At 68.8% G+C, this 18861-nt stretch carries 17 protein-coding genes and 2 pseudogenes; 11 read left to right on the forward strand and 8 right to left on the reverse strand.

Features of this window, described 5'->3' with window-relative positions; all coding sequences use genetic code 11:
- Window positions 1-86 precede the first annotated feature (86 nt).
- Both P1P70_RS08895 and P1P70_RS08900 read right to left on the reverse strand, forming a co-directional pair.
- Window positions 87-914 (reverse strand): serine hydrolase domain-containing protein, encoded by an 828-nt coding sequence (locus P1P70_RS08895; protein WP_319235983.1) that lies wholly within the window; start codon window positions 912-914, stop codon window positions 87-89.
- Window positions 915-933: 19 nt separating this feature from the next.
- Window positions 934-1410: a GNAT family N-acetyltransferase gene (locus P1P70_RS08900; protein WP_319235985.1), complete on the reverse strand. Its 477-nt coding sequence runs from the start codon at window positions 1408-1410 to the stop codon at window positions 934-936.
- Between the two features lie 96 nt (window positions 1411-1506).
- Between P1P70_RS08900 and P1P70_RS08905 the strand changes: the two genes are divergently transcribed.
- The 3 genes and pseudogenes from P1P70_RS08905 to P1P70_RS08915 all read left to right on the forward strand — a co-directional run bounded on the left by P1P70_RS08905 (window position 1507) and on the right by P1P70_RS08915 (window position 4580).
- Window positions 1507-2001 carry a MerR family transcriptional regulator gene (locus P1P70_RS08905; RefSeq protein WP_319235987.1) on the forward strand — a complete coding sequence of 165 codons (495 nt, stop codon included), beginning with the start codon at window positions 1507-1509 and terminating at the stop codon, window positions 1999-2001.
- Entirely contained in the window at window positions 1998-3023 is a 1026-nt protein-coding gene (locus P1P70_RS08910; RefSeq protein ID WP_319235989.1) for an aldo/keto reductase, read from the forward strand. The genes P1P70_RS08905 and P1P70_RS08910 overlap by 4 nt, the downstream gene beginning before the upstream one ends.
- 333 nt (window positions 3024-3356) lie before the next feature.
- Window positions 3357-4580: pseudogene (locus P1P70_RS08915) on the forward strand (RNA-guided endonuclease InsQ/TnpB family protein).
- Between the two features lie 56 nt (window positions 4581-4636).
- On the opposite strand, the gene P1P70_RS08920 reads toward P1P70_RS08915, so the two are convergent.
- The 3 genes from P1P70_RS08920 to P1P70_RS08930 form a co-directional block, all read right to left on the reverse strand.
- Window positions 4637-5497, reverse strand: a complete 861-nt coding sequence (locus tag P1P70_RS08920) for a DUF4429 domain-containing protein (RefSeq protein WP_319235991.1) — start codon at window positions 5495-5497, stop codon at window positions 4637-4639.
- A gap of 75 nt (window positions 5498-5572) precedes the next feature.
- Complete coding sequence (locus tag P1P70_RS08925; protein ID WP_319235993.1) at window positions 5573-6781, reverse strand: alpha/beta hydrolase; 1209 nt, start codon at window positions 6779-6781, stop codon at window positions 5573-5575.
- Between the two features lie 124 nt (window positions 6782-6905).
- The gene (locus P1P70_RS08930) at window positions 6906-7559 is read right to left on the reverse strand and encodes a TetR family transcriptional regulator (protein WP_319235995.1); all 654 of its coding nucleotides are present in this window, start codon (window positions 7557-7559) and stop codon (window positions 6906-6908) included.
- 100 nt (window positions 7560-7659) lie between these two features.
- Between P1P70_RS08930 and P1P70_RS08935 the strand changes: the two genes are divergently transcribed.
- Complete coding sequence (locus P1P70_RS08935; RefSeq protein WP_319235997.1) at window positions 7660-9285, forward strand: MFS transporter; 1626 nt, start codon at window positions 7660-7662, stop codon at window positions 9283-9285.
- Between the two features lie 286 nt (window positions 9286-9571).
- Window positions 9572-9877 carry a small hydrophobic protein gene (locus P1P70_RS08940; protein ID WP_319236000.1) on the forward strand — a complete coding sequence of 102 codons (306 nt, stop codon included), beginning with the start codon at window positions 9572-9574 and terminating at the stop codon, window positions 9875-9877.
- 166 nt (window positions 9878-10043) lie between these two features.
- On the opposite strand, the gene P1P70_RS08945 is transcribed toward P1P70_RS08940, so the two are convergent.
- Together P1P70_RS08945 and aceE are read right to left on the reverse strand one after the other, a co-directional pair.
- Window positions 10044-10799, reverse strand: a complete 756-nt coding sequence (locus P1P70_RS08945) for a potassium channel family protein (RefSeq protein WP_319236002.1) — start codon at window positions 10797-10799, stop codon at window positions 10044-10046.
- 72 nt (window positions 10800-10871) lie between these two features.
- Complete coding sequence (gene aceE, locus P1P70_RS08950) at window positions 10872-13604, reverse strand: pyruvate dehydrogenase (acetyl-transferring), homodimeric type (protein ID WP_319236004.1); 2733 nt, start codon at window positions 13602-13604, stop codon at window positions 10872-10874.
- A gap of 414 nt (window positions 13605-14018) precedes the next feature.
- On the opposite strand from aceE, the gene P1P70_RS08955 reads away from it, so the two are divergent.
- The 6 genes from P1P70_RS08955 (at window position 14019) to P1P70_RS08980 (ending at window position 18674) form a co-directional block, all read left to right on the forward strand.
- Entirely contained in the window at window positions 14019-14459 is a 441-nt protein-coding gene (locus P1P70_RS08955) for a DUF3052 domain-containing protein (RefSeq protein WP_033527287.1), read from the forward strand.
- Between the two features lie 203 nt (window positions 14460-14662).
- Window positions 14663-15121, forward strand: a complete 459-nt coding sequence (locus P1P70_RS08960; protein ID WP_319236008.1) for a peroxiredoxin — start codon at window positions 14663-14665, stop codon at window positions 15119-15121.
- A 114-nt stretch (window positions 15122-15235) separates the two neighbouring features.
- Complete coding sequence (locus P1P70_RS08965; protein ID WP_319236011.1) at window positions 15236-15811, forward strand: calcium homeostasis/redox stress adaptation protein; 576 nt, start codon at window positions 15236-15238, stop codon at window positions 15809-15811.
- 169 nt (window positions 15812-15980) lie between these two features.
- Entirely contained in the window at window positions 15981-16556 is a 576-nt protein-coding gene (locus tag P1P70_RS08970; protein ID WP_033527290.1) for a TerD family protein, read from the forward strand.
- A 125-nt stretch (window positions 16557-16681) separates the two neighbouring features.
- Window positions 16682-17827 (forward strand): DUF475 domain-containing protein, encoded by a 1146-nt coding sequence (locus P1P70_RS08975; protein ID WP_319236014.1) that lies wholly within the window; start codon window positions 16682-16684, stop codon window positions 17825-17827.
- 109 nt (window positions 17828-17936) lie between these two features.
- Window positions 17937-18674 (forward strand): Tellurium resistance, encoded by a 738-nt coding sequence (locus tag P1P70_RS08980; protein ID WP_319236016.1) that lies wholly within the window; start codon window positions 17937-17939, stop codon window positions 18672-18674.
- Between the two features lie 70 nt (window positions 18675-18744).
- Here the strand turns inward: P1P70_RS08980 and P1P70_RS08985 are convergent.
- Window positions 18745-18861: pseudogene (locus tag P1P70_RS08985) on the reverse strand (TerD family protein); the annotation flags it as partial.

Genomic DNA, 18861 nt, shown 5'->3' on the forward strand with positions numbered 1-18861 from the left:
GGAGATTAGCGGACAGACCGGTGCCTGTGGCCGCCCCGGCCGGTCACCCGCCCTCTCCGTCGAAGAGTTGTCGCTTCCTTCACGAATCAGACACCCTTCCCGACCTCGGCGAGCACAGCGTCCGTGAACGGAGTCCAGGCCTCGACCGCCCATGGCCCGAACGCCCGGTCCGTCAACGCGACACACGCCAGCCCGGCGACGGGGTCGATCCACAGGAACGTCCCCGACTGGCCGAAGTGCCCGAAGGTCCCCGGCGACGACGACGTACCCGTCCAGTGCGGCGACTTGGAGTCCCGGATCTCGAAGCCGAGCCCCCAGTCGTTGGGGTTCTGGTGCCCGTAGCCCGGCAGGACGCCCTTGGTGCCCGGGTACTGCACGGTCATCGCCGCCGCGACCGTCCGGGGGTCCAGCAGCCGGGGCGCCTGCACCTCGGCGGCGAACCGCACCAGGTCCTCGACGGTCGAGACGCCGTCCTTCGCCGGGGAGCCGTCGAGCGAGGTGGACGTCATGCCCAGCGGTTCCAGCACCGCCTGCCGCGCGTACTCCGAGAACGGGATGTCCGTCGCCTTGGCCACATGGTCCCCGAGCACCTCGAACCCGGCGTTGGAGTACAGCCGCCGCTCCCCGGGTGGGGCCGTCACCCGGTGCTCGTCGAAGGCCAGCCCGGAGGTGTGCGCCAGCAGATGCCGCACGGTCGACCCCGCGGGCCCCGCCGCCTCGTCCAGCTCGATCGCCCCCTCCTCGTACGCGACCAGCACGGCGTACGCGGCGAGCGGCTTGGTGACCGAGGCCAGCGGGAAGGGGTGCCCGAGCGGGCCGTGGGTCCCGAGGACGGTGCCGTCCGCCCGTACGACTGCGGCGGCGGCGGTGGGAACCGGCCAGTTCTCGATCAGGGCGAGGCTCTGCACAGACATGGGCACGAGCCTAAGCGGCTCAGAGGTTCAGCTGCATCAAGGGGTCGGGCCTGCGCCGGAAGCCCATCGACGCGTACAGCGGCTCGGCCTCGGTGGAGGCGGTCAGATGGACGTGTCCGGCGCCGACCTCGCGGAACCACTCGACGAGGACCTCCATGCAGGCGCGGGCGTACCCCCGGCGCCGGCAGTCCGGGTCGGTGGCCACGCTGAAGACATGACCGACCGCGCCACGCGGGTTGCCGGGCTTCCCGATCCGGTAGTCGACCGTCCCCACCACGAGCGCCGCCAGTGCGTCCGGGCGCTCCGGGTGGTCGACGACGAAGGCCGCGAACTCCCCGTCGGGACCGTCGAGTCGGCGGCGCAGGAGCGGCAGGGACTCGGTGTGCCAGTCGGTCGGACCGCCCGCTCCCCGGGGAGCCATCGAGTCGAGCATCACCTGGCGCAGCCGGAGTACTTCCGCCGCGTCCTCGGCCGTGGCACGTCGTACGAGACTCATGTCCGCACGCTAGCCAGCGCGTCAACGTCATGTCCTCGTGTTTTCTCACCGGATTCGCTTGCTTCGAGCCCACTCCAGGGTTTTAGCGTGGGGGTCATGACGGTGATGGAGACCACGAGTACGACGAGGGTCGAGAGTGCCGACGGTGCTGCCGGTACCGACAGTTGCGCCGGTCCGCCGCTGAAGCCGCGTCGGCCGGACGGGCAGGACAGATACACGATCAGCGAGGTCGTGGACCTCACCGGGCTGACGGCGCACACCCTGCGCTGGTACGAGCGGATCGGGCTGATGCCGCACATCGACCGCTCCCACACCGGCCAGCGCCGCTACCGCAACCGCGACCTCGACTGGCTCGACCTCGTGGGCAAGCTCCGGCTCACCGGTATGCCGGTCGCCGACATGGTCCGCTACGCGGAGCTGGTGCGCGAGGGCGACCACACCTACACCGAGCGCTTCGACCTGCTCAAGTCGACCCGGGACGACGTCCTGTCCCGGATCGCCGAGCTCCAGGACACCCTGAACGTGCTCGATCGCAAGATCAATTTCTACGCTGACGCCGGGCGGGCCCTGGCGTCGGAGAGGGCCTCATGACGGACGGCACGACGAACGGCACGATCGCGACGGCGCGGCTGGGCGCCCACGGCCCCGAGGTCGGCGTACAGGGCCTCGGCTGCATGGGCATGAGCTTCGCGTACGGCCCCTCGGACGCGGCGGAGTCCAGGGCCACCCTGGAGCGGGCGCTGGAACTGGGCGTCACGCTGTACGACACGGCTCACGCGTACGGCGCCGGGGAGAACGAGAGGTTCCTCTCCCCCTTCTTCAGGGCACACCGTGACGAGGTCGTCGTCGCCACCAAGTTCGGCCTGGCGATCGACCCCGACGACCCGACGAAACGGATCATCCGCAACGACGCCGCCCACATCCGGGAGTCCGTCGAGGGCAGCCTGCGCCGGCTCGGCGTCGACGTGATCGACCTCTACTACATGCACCGGCGCGACGAGAGCGTGCCCATCGAGGAGACCGTCGGCGTCATGGCAGACCTGGTGCGCGAGGGCAAGGTCAAGCAGCTGGGCCTGAGCGAGGTTACGGCCGCCGAGCTGCGCACCGCCCACACCGTGCACCCGATCGCCGCCCTCCAGTCCGAGTGGTCGCTCTTCAGCCGGGACATCGAGGCGAACGTGGTCCCCACGGCCCGCGAGCTCGGCGTCGCCCTCGTCGCCTACTCCCCGCTCGGCCGGGGCTTCCTCACCGGTTCCTTCGCCAAGGCGGAGGACCTCACCACCGACGACTTCCGCCGCCAGCAGCCCCGCTTCACCGGCGACAACGCCGCGGCCAACGCGGCCCTCCTGACCCCGATCCGCGAGGTCGCCGCCGCCCACGACGCCACCCTCGGCCAGACAGCCCTGGCCTGGGTCCACCAGCAGTCGGCGATGCACGGCCTCCCGGTCATCCCGATCCCGGGCACCCGCAAGCCGGGGAGGGTGGAGGAGAACGTGGCGGCGACGGGCATCGTCCTGGGCGAGGAGGACATGACCCTCCTGGAGCCGATAGCGGCCAAGGTCGCGGGAGACCGCTACGCGGACATGCGCTTCACATCGGCGGGCAGGGAGTAGGGCCGACTTCTCGGGCGGGGGTACCGCAGTGCGCTCAGGGGCGCGGGGCTGTGTCGATTTGCGGCTCCGCCGCGTGGGCGCGATCAGCCACGACGCACCGTTACTGCTCCACGGCGCTCTCCACGAACGGCGCATGGCTACCGGGATTCATTCGCAGTGCTCCGGCCTTCAGGCCGGGGGTGAAGCGAATCTGATGACGGCGACGCGGAGCGTCGCGGCATTGTTCCGGCGGAGCCGGATGCTGCGTTGAGGGCGGGGCGGGAGAGTCAGGGTGATGATTCGTTCGCACGTTCTCTCTGGTGACGCGTGTGCGATCTTCCTAATGTGATCGTCATGCAGCTCCGGTACAGCTTCCGTCTGTACCCGGATGCCGGTCAGCGCACCGCGCTGGCCAGGGCGTTCGGGTGCGCCCGCGTCGTGTTCAACGACGCGGTGCGCGCCCGGGAGGACGCTCGTAAGGCCGGGCAGCCGTTCCCGACGGCCGGTCAGTTGTCCCGGAAGCTGATCACCGAGGCGAAGCGGACAGGGGAGCGGTCCTGGCTGGGCGAGGTCTCCGCGGTTGTCCTGCAGTAGTCCCTGAGGGATGCCGAGACCGCCTACCGCAAATTCTTCGCCTCTCTCAAGGGCACCCGGAAGGGCCCGAAACTGGGCGCGCCCCGGTTCAAGTCCCGCAGGGACGCCCGGCAGTCGGTCCGGTTCACCGCCAATGCTCGCTGGAGCATCACTGGCAGCGGACGGCTGAACCTGCCGAAGATTGGGGCGGTGAGGGTGAAGTGGTCCCGCACCCTGCCCGCCACCCCCACCTCGGTCACCGTCGTGATGGACGCGGCCGGCCGGTATTTCGCGTCCTTCGTCATCGACACCGACCCCGCCGCCGACGCCGCCCGGATGCCCGAGTCCGACCGGACCATCGGCATCGACCTGGGGCTGACCCATTTCGTCGTCCTGTCCGACGGCACGAAGATCGACTCCCCCAGGTTTCTGCGCCGGGCGGAGAAGAAGCTGAAGAAGGCGCAGCGGGAGCTGGCCCGCAAGCAGAAGGGGTCCAGGAACCGGGCCAAGGCCCGCCTCAAGGTCGCCCGTGCCCATGCCGAGGTCGCCGACGCTCGCCGGGAGTTCCACCACCAGCTCTCCACCAGGCTGATCTCCGAGAACCAAGGGATCGCCGTGGAGGACCTGTCGGTGGTGGGACTGGCACGCACCAGGCTGGCCAAGTCCGTGCACGACGCCGGATGGTCCTCGTTCATCGGCATGCTGAAGTACAAGGCGCAGCGGTACGGACGCACCCTGGTCACGATCGGCCGGTTCGAGCCGACCTCCCAGACCTGCTCCACCTGCGGCGCGGTGGACGGGCCCAAGCCCCTGAACGTGCGGGAGTGGACGTGTGCCGCATGCGGCGCGGTCCACGACCGGGACGTCAATGCCGCGATCAACGTGAAGACGGCCGCCGGACTGGCGGCATCTGCCTGCGGAGTGCCGGTAGGACCAGAACTCGTTCTGGCACGGCGCGAAGAAACAGGAAGCCACGGATTCCCGACCGGAAACCGTGCCGCGTAGCGGCACGGCAACGGAACGGAAGGCCAGAATCCTCGGGCTTCAGCCCGAGGAGCAAGTCAAAGCTCAGCCAACAACTCCGCCTTCTTCACACTGAACTCCTCATCAGTGACCAGCCCCGCCTCGTGCAACTCCCCGAGGTGCCGGATCCGGTCGGCGATGTCGGCCGGATCCCGCCGGGCCCCGGCGTCGGCGGGTGCCACCCCGGCGCCCGCACCCCCTGCGGAGCGCACCGCGGCGAGGACCGCGGCAGCGAACGGCAACGACTCGTGCACCGGCCCGTACCCGAGCCCGAACACGACCGCGGCCGGATCATGGTCCGGCTGAGCCGGCCGCTCCCCGGACGCGTCGCGGCGCAGCAACCGCAGATACCCCTCGAACAGCTCCGGTGACCGCCACTCGACCCCACCGAGCGCACCCACCGGAAAACTCTGGTCCCCGGCCTTCCACTTCGTCGACGACGCCCCCGTCCAGAACCACCGGAACGACACCGACCGCCCGTCGAACGACGCCTTGCCGTCGTACGCCTTGAACTGCAGCGGCACCTCCGGAGCCGCCACCAGGAAGCGGTCGACGGGATCCGAGCCGGTCAGTCGGGCCCGCAGTTCGTCGGCGTAGTACTCCGCGAGCGTCTCCCGCTCGGCCGGCAGCACCAGCCGGTACGGGTCGGAGCCCTCCTTGAGCTGGTCCGCCGCCGCCTCCATCAGCGGATCGGCGCCCGGTCGCGGTACGGCACGCAGTACGACGGTGCCCCGCTTCCCCGGTGTCAGCGTCACGTCCGCGATCGCTTCCAGGGGAATTCGGCGCTCGCCGAGCGCGGCGAACAGCTTCGGTGTGCGAATCCCCCGTTCGAAGCGGATGAGCACGGAGTCGGACTCGAACTCCCAGGCGGCATGAAATCCGGCCAGTACGTCACCCATGCGGCTCATCGTATGCGGGCGACGCGGGGAAGTCCCGACCGAGGCGAACCGCACTTTTACCCCCCTCTACGCGCGTCAGGCCGCAACGCTGTCGGACAGACCTGTCAGGCACGCGTCGTTCTCCGGCGCGCATCGCACCGATTCGTACGCGCCGATGCCGATCTCGGCGAAGTTGTGGAGGCTCTCGGTGCCCGGCTCGAAATAGCCGCTGTGCCCGTGGGCGTCGGCCGCCGACAGGATGCGCGCCCCGAACTCCGCGGAGACCGGGTCGGTGCCGTGGCCGAGCCCGCCGACCTCCAGGTAGGGCACGTCCTGGACCCAGTCGTCGGCGTCCCGCATGGCCCACACCCTGGCTGCCGTCCGCAGCTGGCCGACCGAATCGGCGCGCATGCCGGGGCTGCCCGCCACCGCGATGTCGGTGACCCGCGACGGCAGCGAGCGCGCGGCGACCCCGCACACCACGGAGCCGTAGCTGTGGCACACCAGCGCGACCGTGGAGGCGCCGGGCAGGCTCCGCACCAGCGCGTTCAGCCGGACCGAGCCCTGGTCGGCGCGCAGCGCGGTCGCCGAGTCCAGGCCCAGGCCGTCGGGCGCGGTGTAGTCGGCCCAGGCGATGACGGCCGTACGCGTCCCGTGGCTCGCCGCGCGCTCGGCGTCGTAGAGCGACTCGGCCATGCCGACGGGGGCGGAGTACCGGCGGCTGGTGCGCTGGAAGTTGATCACATTGGTGTCGACGCCGGGGACGACCACCGAGACGCGCTCGGCCTTGTCGAGGTCGCCGAAGACCTCGGCGACCCGGCCGTTGCCCTCGGGGTCGAAGGCGAGGATGTGCCGTTTCTTCACGGCCAGCATGTCGAAGCGGTGCATCCGGCGGCCGGCCTCGTGCCGGCCGGTCTCGGAGAGCCGCTTGTCGTGCGTGCGTTCCCGTTCGTGCCGGCTCTGCTGCTTCAGCGCGATGCGGTTGGCCCGGTAGCGCAGTTCGACGGGCGCGCCGTTCATATTGCCGACGGCCAGCGGATAGCGGTGGGCGAGCCCGGTGCGCTGGTGCGCGGTGAGCGAGGCGAAGAAGGCCGCCAGGCGGTGCGGGGGCGATTCGGCGTCCGGCAGTTCACGGCCGTCGAGGTGCCCGCTCTGCCACGCGGAGAGCGACGCCTGGAGCGGCGACTTCTCTCGGTGGCTGCGGATCGCGGTCCAGCCGGTGGTCGCCAGCATCACGAAAACCACGGCCAGCGCCAGCAGTGCGCGCCAGACGTTCAGTTGCGGGGAGGAGTCGAAGGAAGTCACTGAAAGGACACACTAAGAGAACGGAAGGGTCTCGCGTTAACCAAGTGAGGGGGATCACGTTTCGATCACGCCCGTTCCGTACGGTGCGCAGAGAAGGTCCCGATGATGCCTTTGCTGACGTTTTTCAGTCAGTGCGCCACTTTTCGGCCAACGAAGGGCGCAGGGCGTCCAGGTGCGCGGCGGTCAGCTCGCGCATCGCCTCCATGCTGAGGTCGCCCCCCTGCGCCCACAGCCGTTCGGTCACGCGCATGACGCCGGCGAACACGGCCACCGCGACACGCGGCCGGGGGTCGGTCTCCACGTCGAGCCCCTCGCGCTCGGCGATGATCCGCTCGATCTGCCGCCCCACCTCGTCCGCCCGGCGCAGATGCGCGGCCAGCAGCGCGGGCGTCGACTCGACCATCCCGTACGCGCGCAGATGCAGGTCGAGCGGAACCACCTGGTCGACGGCCTCGCCGAAGGCGTCCCAGCCCTCCAGGACGGCGTTGCGCATCGCCTCCAGCGGGGCCTCGTGCGCCGGCCGTTCGCGCACCGCCGCCAGGAAGTGCTCGTGGGTGAGGCTCATGACCGCGAGCGCGGCCTCCTCCTTGCCCGCGAAGTAGCGGAAGAAGGTGCGCTGCGACACGTCGACGGCCTCGGCGATGTCGTCGACCGTCGTCGCCTCGTACCCCCGCGTCGTGAACAGTTCCAGAGCCGCCCGCATCAGCGCGTCATGGGTGCGCTGCTTCTTCCGCTCGCGCAGCCCGGGCCGCTCGTCCGCCGTCGCCGCAGTCTCCATGAACCCTCGTTCCCACCCGCCCCTGCGGCGAGTGACGTGACAGTTACCGACTTGTGAATTTGTTTGTCAACTGTCAGTGGCTGTCATTAGCCTCGCTCGCATGACTAGTCAGACCACTGTCGACAAGACGGGACCGGGGGACAAGGCGCCAGGCGTCCCGTCGGACCCGACGACGAACCGGGGCCGGGGCCTGCGCGGCCATCCCTGGTTCACCCTCCTCACCGTGGCCGTCGGCGTCATGATGGTCGCCCTCGACGGCACCATCGTGGCGATCGCCAACCCGGCCATCGCCAAGGATCTGGGTGCCACCTGGGCCGATGTCCAGTGGATCACCAACGCGTACTTCCTCGCCCTCGCCGTCACCCTCATCACCGCGGGCAAGCTGGGCGACCGCTTCGGCCACCGCCAGACCTTCCTCATAGGTGTGGTCGGCTTCGCCGCCGCCTCCGGGGCCATCGGTCTGTCGGACTCGGTCGCCTTCGTGGTGACCTTCCGTGTCTTCCAGGGCCTCTTCGGCGCGCTGCTGATGCCGGCCGCGCTCGGTCTCCTGCGGGCCACGTTCCCCGCCGAGAAGCTGAACATGGCCATCGGCATCTGGGGCATGGTCATCGGCGCCTCCACCGCGGGCGGCCCGATCCTCGGCGGCTTCCTGGTGGAGAACGTCAGCTGGCAGTCGGTGTTCTGGATCAACGTCCCGGTCGGCGTCCTCGCCGTGGCCCTGGGCGCCTGGATCCTGCTGGACCACCGCGCCGAGAACGCGCCGCGCTCCTTCGACGTCCTCGGCATCGTCCTGCTGTCCGGAGCCATGTTCTGCCTGGTGTGGGCGCTCATCAAGGCCCCGGAGTGGGGCTGGGGCGACGCCCAGACCTGGACCTTCCTGGTCGTCTCCGTCGTCGGCTTCGCCCTCTTCGCCCTCTGGGAGACGAAGGTGAAGGAGCCGCTCATTCCGCTGGCCCTCTTCCGTTCCGTACCGCTGTCGGCGGGTGTCGTCCTGATGGTCCTGATGGCCATCGCCTTCATGGGCGGCCTGTTCTTCGTGACGTTCTACCTCCAGAACGTGCACGGCATGAGCCCCATCGACGCGGGTCTGCACCTGCTGCCGCTCACCGGCATGATGATCGTCGGCTCGCCGCTGGCCGGCGCGCTGATCACCAAGGCCGGACCGCGCATCCCGCTGGCCGGCGGCATGGCCCTCACCGCGATCGCGATGTACGGCATGTCGACGCTGGAGACCGACACCGGCAGCGCCGTGATGTCCCTCTGGTTCGCCCTCCTGGGCCTGGGCCTCGCCCCGGTGATGGTCGGCGCCACCGAGGTCATCGTCGGCAACGCGCCCCTGGAGCTGTCCGGTGTCGCCGGCGGTCTCCAGCAGGCCGCGATGCAGATCGGCGGCAGCCTCGGTACGGCCGTCCTGGGCGCCGTGATGACGTCCAAGGTGGACAGCGACTTCGCGGGCAACTGGAAGGACGCGGGGCTCCCGCCGCTCGACGAGGCGCAGCTCGCCCAGGCCAAGCAGGCCGTCCAGCAGGGCGCCGCGCCGGTCGCCGAGGGCACCCCGGCCGAGATCGCGGCGAAGATCACCACGGTCGCGCACGACACGTTCATCTCCGGCATGAGCCTGGCGTCCCTCGTCGCCGCCGGGGTGGCCGCGGTCGCCGTCCTCGTGGCGTTCCTGACCAAGCGCGGCGCGAACGCCGAGGCGGGTGCCGGAGCGGCGCACATCTAACAGCTCCGCCACTGCTTCACGCGCGGGTTTCCGCCCGCGTTCGCCTATCAGGGTGACAAGTCTGAAGATCGCTTCCACCCGGTGCGCGCCGCAGGTCACAGTGGGTCAAGTCCTCCGCACGGCATGGTCGTTCGACCGCGGAGAGACCCGGGGGTCTGCGGCGCGCTGCCGGAGGGGGGCAGCGCGCACAGACGGCTCCGCCAACCGTCCCTGGTTTCAACCACTCCGCACGGGTACTCGCCATGTCGTACTCGAACTGACCGCGAGGTTCAGGGAGTTGTTGACAATGGCGGGTTTCGGACACAGTTCGCGCAGGCACCCTCGCTCACGTGGCCGGACGTGGTCACGGAGCGGGCCGGATCGCGCGACGCTGGGGATCATCGGAGTCATCTGCGCGATCGCCGGATTCTTCGTCCTGGGCATCGTCCTGGGACCCGTGGCGGTCCTCTGCGGCTGGCTGGCCATGAACCGCACGTGGTCCGGCGCCCGCCCCGTCCCTGCGCTCATCGCGGTCGTTCTGGGTGCGATCGACACGATCCTGGCGATCATCTGGCTGGCGGGTGTGACGGGGCCGGGGGCCGGTCTCGTCTGAGCGTGCGGCCCGGTGGGGCTTCTCGCGCAGTTCCCCGCGCCCCTAAAAGCATCAGGCCCCCGCGCCCCTGAAAAGCACGGGGCGAAGCCCGTGCTTTTCAGGGGCGCGGGGAACTGCGCGAGAAGCCCCACGCACCCGCACTCGCCGACGCACCCCACCCCTACGGTCATCGGCGCTGTTCAGGCACCCCTTCGACGGACTTCAACGACGCCACCTCCGCCCGCAACAACCGAACCTCCTCCGCCAGTTCCGCTATCGCGGCCGTCTGCCGCCGCTCCTCCGCGTCGTCCTTCTCGAACCGCGCTATGAACCACGCCGCGATGTTCGCGGTCACCACACCCAGCAGCGCGATCCCGGACAGCATCAGCCCGACCGCCAGCACCCGACCCAGCCCGGTCGTCGGCGCGTGGTCCCCGTACCCCACGGTCGTCATCGTCGTGAACGACCACCACACCGCGTCGTCCAGCGTGTCGATGTTCCCGCCGGGCGCGTCCCGCTCCACGGACAGCACCGCCAGCGAGCCGAACATCAGCAGCCCGACGACCGCCCCGCCGACGTACGTCGTGAGCCTTATCTGCGAGGCCATCCGCGCCCGCTGCCCCACCAGCAGCAGCGTCGCCACCACCCGCAGCAGCCGCAGCGACTGGATCATCGGCAGCACCACGGCCGCCAGGTCCAGCCACCGCGACCGGACGAACTCCCACCGCCGCTCGGCGAGCAGGAGCCGGACGACGTAGTCGAGTGCGAAGGCGCCCCACACCACCCACTCGGCGGCGTCGCACCACCACTTCACGTCGTCGCTCGCGTCCGGCCGCACGATCGGCACGGCGTACGCGACGGCGAACACCAGGGCCAGGCCGAACAGCGGCCGTTGCGTACGCCGTTCCCAACGGAGCTGAGCCGATACCGATCGCTGCTTCATGGCGGCATCGTAGGAAACGTGAAGGGGTGGTGAACCCACCGGTTCACCACCCCTTGACACCGGGACCGGATGCTAGGCGTCGCCGCCGGCCGCCCCCGGGTCCGCCGCCGCCACGTCGAGCAGCTGGTACCGGTCGATGGCCTGCTTGAGCACCGAGCGGTCGACCTTGCCCTCACGCGCCAGCTCGGTCAGCACCGCGACCACGATCGACTGCGCGTCGATGTGGAAGAAGCGCCGCGCCGCACCCCGGGTGTCCGCGAAGCCGAAGCCGTCCGCGCCCAGCGACTGGTACGTGCCCGGCACCCAGCGCGAGATCTGGTCCGGCACCGACCGCATCCAGTCGGAGACGGCCACGAACGGCCCCTCGGCGCCGCTCAGCTTCCTCGTCACGTACGGGACCTGCTGCTCCTCCTCGGGGTGCAGCAGGTTGTGCCGCTCCACGTCGACCGCCTCGCGGCGCAGCTCGTTCCAGGAGGTCGCCGACCAGACGTCCGCCTTGACGTTCCAGTCGGCGGCGAGGATCTCCTGCGCCTCGACCGCCCACGGCACCGCCACACCGGAGGCGATGATCTGTGCGGGGATCGAGCCCGCCTCGCCGGCCCGGTAGCGGTGGATGCCCTTGAGGATGCCCTCGACGTCCACGTCCGCCGGCTCGGCCGGGTGCTGGATGGGCTCGTTGTAGACGGTGAGGTAGTAGAAGACGTCCTCACTGTCCGGGCCGTACATCCGGCGCAGACCGTCCTTCACGATGTGCGCGATCTCGTACCCGAACGCCGGGTCGTACGCGACACAGCCCGGGTTGGTGGACGCCAGCAGCTGCGAGTGCCCGTCCGCGTGCTGCAGACCCTCACCGGTCAGGGTCGTACGGCCGGCGGTCGCGCCCAGGACGAAACCGCGCGCCAGCTGGTCGGACATCTGCCAGAACTGGTCACCGGTGCGCTGGAAACCGAACATCGAGTAGAAGACGTAGACCGGGATGAGCGGCTCGCCGTGCGTGGCGTAGGCCGAACCGGCGGCGATCAGCGACGCCGTGCAGCCCGCCTCCGAGATGCCGTCGTGCAGCATCTGCCCGGTCGGGGACTCCTTGTACGCGAGCAGCAGATCGCGGTCGACCGCCTCGTACTGCTGGCCGAGCGGGTTGTAGATCTTCGCGCTCGGGAAGAACGAGTCCATGCCGAAGGTGCGATACTCGTCGGGTGCGATCAGCACGAACCGCTTGCCGATCTCCTTGTCCCGCATGAGGTCCTTCAGCAGTCGTACGAACGCCATGGTCGTGGCGATCGACTGCTGACCTGAGCCATTCTTCACACTCGCGTATGTCTTGTCCTCGGGCAGCGGCAGAGGCTTCGACCGCACGACACGCGTCGGGACGTACCCGCCGAGCCCCTTGCGGCGGTCGTGCATGTACTGGATCTCCTCGGAGTCCCGCCCGGGGTGGTAGTACGGCGGGGCCCCGCTCTCCAGCTCCTTGTCGGAGATCGGCAGGTGCAGCCGGTCGCGGAAGCCCTTGAGGTCGGCGACCGTCAGCTTCTTCATCTGGTGCGTGGCGTTACGGCCCTCGAAGTTCGGGCCCAGGGTCCAGCCCTTGACCGTCTTCGCCAGGATGACCGTCGGCTGGCCCTTGTGCTCGTACGCCGCCTTGTACGCCGCGTAGATCTTGCGGTGGTCGTGACCGCCGCGGCCCAGGTGCAGGATCTGGTCGTCGGTCATGTTCTCGACCATGGCGCGCAGCCGGTGGTCGTCACCGAAGAAGTGGTCGCGGATGTACGCGCCGGTCTCCGTGGCGTACGTCTGGTACTGGCCGTCCGGCGTGGTGTTCATCCGGTTGACCAGCACACCGTCGCGGTCCTGCGCGAGCAGCGGGTCCCAGGAGCGGTCCCACACCAGCTTGATCACGTTCCAGCCGGCGCCCCGGAAGACCGACTCCAGCTCCTGGATGACCTTGCCGTTGCCGCGCACCGGGCCGTCGAGGCGCTGGAGGTTGCAGTTCACCACGAAGGTCAGGTTGTCGAGGTGCTCACGGGCGGCGATCGTGAGCTGGCCGAGCGACTCCGGCTCGTCCATCTCGCCGTCGCCGAGGAACGCCCAGACGTGCGACTTGGAGGTGTCCGCGATCCCGCGCGCCTCCATGTACCGGTTCATCCGCGCCTGGAAGATCGCGCCCAGCGGGCCGAGGCCCATGGACACGGTCGGGAACTCCCAGAAGTCCGGCATCAGGCGCGGGTGCGGGTAGCTGGACAGCCCGTAGGGCGCCTTGGACTTCTCCTGGCGGAACGCGTCCAGCTGCCGCTCGTCGAGCCGGTCGAGCATGAACGCGCGGGCGTAGATGCCCGGGGAGGCATGGCCCTGGAAGAAGATCTGGTCGCCGCCGTCGCCCTCGTCCTTGCCGCGGAAGAAGTGGTTGAAGCCCACGTCGTAGAGGGAGGCGGAGGACGCGAAGGTCGCGATGTGACCACCGACGCCGATCCCGGGGCGCTGGGCGCGCGAGACCATCACGGCGGCGTTCCAGCGGGTCGCGTTGAGGATCTTCCGCTCGATCTCCTCGTTGCCGGGGAAGAACGGCTCGGCCTTGGTCGGGATGGTGTTGACGTAGTCCGTGCTGCGCATCTCGGGCACGGCCACACGCTTCTCGCGGGCCCGCTCGATGAGCCGGAGCATCAGGTAGCGCGCGCGCTCACGGCCGCGCTCGTCCACGGCGGCGTCGAGCGAGTCGAGCCACTCCTGGGTCTCCTCGGGATCGAAGTCAGGGACCTGACTCGGAAGGCCGCCAATGATGATCGGATTGCGATCGGATCCGGAAGCCACGCTGTTCCTTAGCTGTCAGAGGGCCGCTCTTCAGGGGTTCTGCAAGGGTGTTCTCTAGGTGCCTGCACCGCCCCCCATCGTGTACCTCAAGGACGTAAACGTCACCTCTACCGAGAAGTAACCAGGGCGGCCGTCCGCTCGGCAAAGGTGGTAAAGGTATTCGATGCTCGTACCCCCGGATGGTTGCCGAATGCGCAAAACGGGCAAAACGGTGTGGCGTGCGTCACGTGGGGCTGTGAATCCGCGTAGAGAGTTGCGGTGACACGGCCCGGATCGTCACCGTTTCGGCGGTCTCGATGGCTGGGTACTTGCGCGATCCGCCCCGCCCGTGTGGACTACGGCCAATGCTTCGCGCACGCGCGTGGCTGATTCCCCAGGGGGCGACCCCACCCGAACATGATCAGGAGGCAACCCGTGAGCGCGACCGCGGACCACGCGGAGGAGCGGACGAACCCTGCCGCAAGGCTGGGGTTCCAGCCCGAGCAGGTGGTCCAGGAGATCGGCTACGACGACGATGTCGACCAGGAGCTCCGCGAGTCCATCGAGGAAGTCGTAGGCAGTGAGCTCGTCGACGAGGACTACGACGACGTGGCCGATGCCGTCGTGCTGTGGTTCCGAGACGACGACGGCGACCTGACGGATGTGCTGGTGGACGCCACCACGTACATCGAGGAAGGTGGCTCGATCCTGCTGCTGACGCCCAAGACCGGGCGCGACGGCTATGTGGAGCCCAGCGACATTTCGGAGGCCGCGACGACTGCGGGGTTGTCCGCGTCGAAGAGTGTCAGCGTGGGCAAGGACTGGAGCGGCAGTCGGCTCGTGACGCCGAAGGCGGCGAAGTCCGGCAAGAGGTGACGTGACGCTGCCGCTTTGGCTCGGCAGGTTCGCCTGACAGCTCGGTGGGTTCTGCGCGACGGCGACCGCAGGTTCGTCGTGGCTTGTCGCGCAGTTCCCCGCGCCCCTGGAGGGGGCCCCTTCGGGGCCGCCCTCCAGGGGTTTGTCGTCTGCTGCGTAGGCTGGGTTCCCCCGAACAGCCCAGGAAGGGACTCAGGTAGACCATGGCGATCCAGGTCGGCGACAAGGCACCCGATTTCGAGCTGAAGGACAACCACGGCGCCACGGTCCGGCTGTCGGACTTCCGGGGCGAGAAGAACGTGGTGGTGCTCTTCTACCCGTTCGCGTTCACCGGGGTGTGCACGGGCGAGCTGTGCGAGCTGCGGGACAACCTGCCGAAGTTCGTCAACGACGACGTGCAGCTGCTGGCCGTGTCGAACGACTCCATCCACACTCTGCGGGTCTTCGCCGAGCAGGAGGGTCTGGAGTACCCGCTGCTGTCGGACTTCTGGCCGCACGGCGAGGTGTCCCGGGCGTACGGCGTGTTCGACGCGGACAAGGGCTGCGCGGTGCGCGGCACGTTCATCGTCGACAAGGAGGGCCTCGTCCGCTGGTCGGTCATCAATGCCCTGCCCGACGCCCGCGACCTGAACGAGTACCTCGCGGCCCTCGACACCCTGTGATTCTTCGGTTCCACACCCTGCGAGGAACGGGAACCCGTCACTAGGATCGACACGTTGATCCGACACCAACGCAACGCAGGGGCTCCCCGCCCCTGAAACCAAACGGAGGACCTCGTGGGAGTCAGCCTCAGCAAGGGCGGCAACGTATCGCTGACCAAGGAGGCGCCGGGCCTGACCGCGGTCATCATCGGACTGGGGTGGGACATCCGCACCACGACCGGTACGGACTTCGACCTGGACGCCAGCGCCATGCTGCTGGACTCGTCGGGCAAGGTCAGCAGCGACGCCAACTTCGTCTTCTTCAACAACCTGAAGAGTCCCGACGGCTCGGTCGAGCACACCGGCGACAACCTCACCGGTGAGGGCGAGGGCGACGACGAGCAGATCAAGGTCAACCTCGCGACCGTCCCGGCCGAGATCGAGAAGATCGTCTTCCCGGTCTCGATCTACGACGCCGAGAACCGTCAGCAGTCCTTCGGGCAGGTCCGCAACGCCTTCATCCGCGTCGTGAACCAGGCGGGCGAGGCGGAGATCGCCCGCTACGACCTCTCCGAGGACGCCTCCACCGAGACCGCCATGGTCTTCGGTGAGCTCTACCGCCACGGCGCCGAGTGGAAGTTCCGCGCCATCGGCCAGGGCTACGCCTCGGGCCTGCGCGGTATCGCCCAGGACTTCGGTGTGAACGTCTGAGTCACGGGGGAAGACCCCCCGTGAACCACAGACTCACCACGTCCGGCGCCGCTGTCGACACCGACCGCGGCGCCGGACGCGCTCGTACGACGAGGGCGGGGAGCCCGCGCGTACGGAACAACTGAACAGTTGAGCAACTGAAGCTCGAAAATCGGGGAGGACCAGCACCATGGGCGTCACACTCGCCAAGGGAGGCAATGTCTCCCTCTCCAAGGCCGCACCGAATCTCACTCAAGTCCTGGTCGGGCTCGGCTGGGACGTCCGGACCACCACCGGAGCCCCGTTCGACCTCGACGCCAGCGCGCTGCTGTGCCAGGGCGGCCGGGTGCTGGGGGACGAGTGGTTCGTCTTCTACAACAACCTCAAGAGTCCGGACGGCTCGGTCGAGCACACCGGCGACAACCTCACCGGTGAGGGCGACGGCGACGACGAGTCGCTGATCATCGACCTCTCCCGGGTGCCGGCCACCGTCGACAAGATCGTCTTTCCGGTCTCCATCCATGACGCCGAGAACCGCGGCCAGGCCTTCGGGCAGGTCAGCAATGCCTTCATCCGTGTGGTCAACCAGGCCGACGGCCAGGAACTCGCCCGCTACGACCTCTCCGAGGACGCCTCCACCGAGACCGCGATGATCTTCGGCGAGGTCTACCGCTACGGCGGGGAGTGGAAGTTCCGCGCCGTGGGACAGGGGTACGCGTCCGGCCTGCGGGGCATCGCCCTCGACTTCGGGGTGAATGTCTCGTAGCGCTATATGCGCAAAAGCCGGGGCCGTGTGGGGTGCGTGGGGTGCCCGACTAGACTTCGGGTTCAAAGTTTCGTAAAGCCGCGCGCGGCGCGGGGGAACCCCGTACACACACGATTGGGTAGCCAGTGGTTCTGAAAACCTTCGGCTGGTCGTTCGCGGTCACCGCGCTCGGCTTGGTAGCAGCGGTTCTCTACGACGGATGGACGGCCCTCGGGCTCGTCGCGATCCTCTGCGTCCTGGAGATCTCGCTGTCGTTCGACAACGCGGTGGTCAACGCCGGCATCGTGAAGAAGATGAATGCCTTCTGGCAGAAGATCTTCCTCACCATCGGCATCCTGATCGCCGTCTTCGGTATGCGGCTGGTCTTCCCCGTCGTCATCGTCGCCATCAGCGCCAAGCTCGGGCCGATCGAGGCCGTCGACCTGGCGCTGACCGACAAGGACCAGTACCAGCAGTACGTGACCGACGCGCACCCGTCGATCGCGGCCTTCGGCGGTATGTTCCTGCTGATGATCTTCCTGGACTTCATCTTCGAGGACCGGGACATCAAGTGGCTGGGCTGGCTGGAGCGCCCGCTGTCCAAGCTCGGCAAGGTCGACATGCTGTCGGCCTGCATCGCGATGATCGTCCTGCTGGTCACCTCGATGACCTTCGCGACCCAGGCCCACCAGCACGGCGGCACCCATGCCGACAAGGCGCAGACGGTCCTGATCTCCGGCCTCGCGGGCCTCATCACCTACCTGATCGTCGGTGGTCTCTCCGGCTACTTCGAGAACAAGCTGGAGGAGGACGAGGAGCGCGAGCACGAGGAGGAGGAAGCGGCGGAGCGCGCGGGCAAGCCGCGTTCGGCCGTGGCCCTCGCCGGCAAGGCCGCGTTCTTCATGTTCCTCTACCTGGAGGTCCTGGACGCGTCCTTCTCCTTCGACGGTGTCATCGGCGCCTTCGCCATCACCAACGACATCGTCCTGATGGCGCTCGGCCTCGGTGTCGGCGCGATGTACGTCCGGTCGCTGACCGTGTACCTGGTCCGTCAGGGCACCCTCGACGACTACGTCTACCTGGAGCACGGCGCGCACTACGCGATCGGCGCCCTCGCCGGAATCCTCCTCGTCACCATCCAGTACGAGATCAACGAGTTCATCACCGGTTCCATCGGTGTCATCCTGATCGGCTGGTCCTTCTGGTCCTCCGTCCGCCGCAACAAGGCGCTGGCGGCCCAAGAGGGAAAAGCTGACGCCGCCGACAAGGCGGAGGTCTCCTCCGGGGTGTGATCACCCGTGAGGTGAGGGCAGGCTCTGAGCGGGGCGGCCGACGAGGATGCGTCCTCGTCGGCCGCCCCGTCGGTGGTTGACGCGACGACACGGCAGGTGTGGGGCGGGCATGAGTTTTCTGGACAACCTGTGGCGCGGGCGGGCCTCGGAGTTCGACGCGGGCAACGCGGCGACCAACGCGATCGAGCTGACCAAGCGGCACCAGAAGGTGTCCCTGTCCAAGCAGAACGCGGCGGCGGGCCATCTGCGGGTCAACCTGTCCTGGCGGATGCGGACGTCCGACATCGGCGGACCCAAGCGGCAGAGCGTGCTGCGGCATCCCTTCAAGGCCCTCAGGCCGGAGGAGGTGCAGGCACACAGCCAGAGCATGGTGAACGTCGACCTCGACCTCGGCTGCCTCTACGAGTTGGCCGACGGCACCAAGGGGGTCGTCCAGCCGCTGGGCGGCTTCCTCGGCGACATCAACGAGGCGCCGTACATGCGGCTGAGCGGGGACGACCGGTTCGGCTCCGGGTCCGGCGAGACCATGTACATCAACCTGGACCACCGGGACCAGTTCAAGCGGATGCTGGTGTTCGTCTACATCTACGACCAGACGCCGGCCTTCGACCGCACGCACGCCATCGTGACGCTGTACCCGAGCAACGGGCCGCGGATCGAGATAGGCCTGGACGAGCGGCATCCGCAGGCCCGGTCCTGCGCGGTGGTGATGATCGAGAACGTCAAGGGCGAGATCACCGTGCGCCGTGAGGTGAAGTTCGTCTACGGCTTCCAGGCCGAGCTCGACCGGTTGTACGGGTGGGGGCTGCAGTGGGGGCGGGGCTACAAGACCAAGGCGGAGCGCTGACGCGGGTCTCGGCCGGTTCGCCTTCGCGTCCCCCGGCCGGTTCGCCTTCGCGCCCCCTGGCCGTCGGTCCTCAGCGGCCGATGAACTGCGGGCCCTGCGGGGGCAGGCGGAAGTTCGGGTCCAGGGCCGCCGCCGTGGGCTGCGGATAGCCGTAGGCCGGGCCGTTGGTGGTGGCGGGGGTCGGCTG

It is taken from the genome of Streptomyces sp. MB09-02B (assembly GCF_033794485.1).
In the GTDB taxonomy this organism is placed as follows: domain Bacteria; phylum Actinomycetota; class Actinomycetes; order Streptomycetales; family Streptomycetaceae; genus Streptomyces.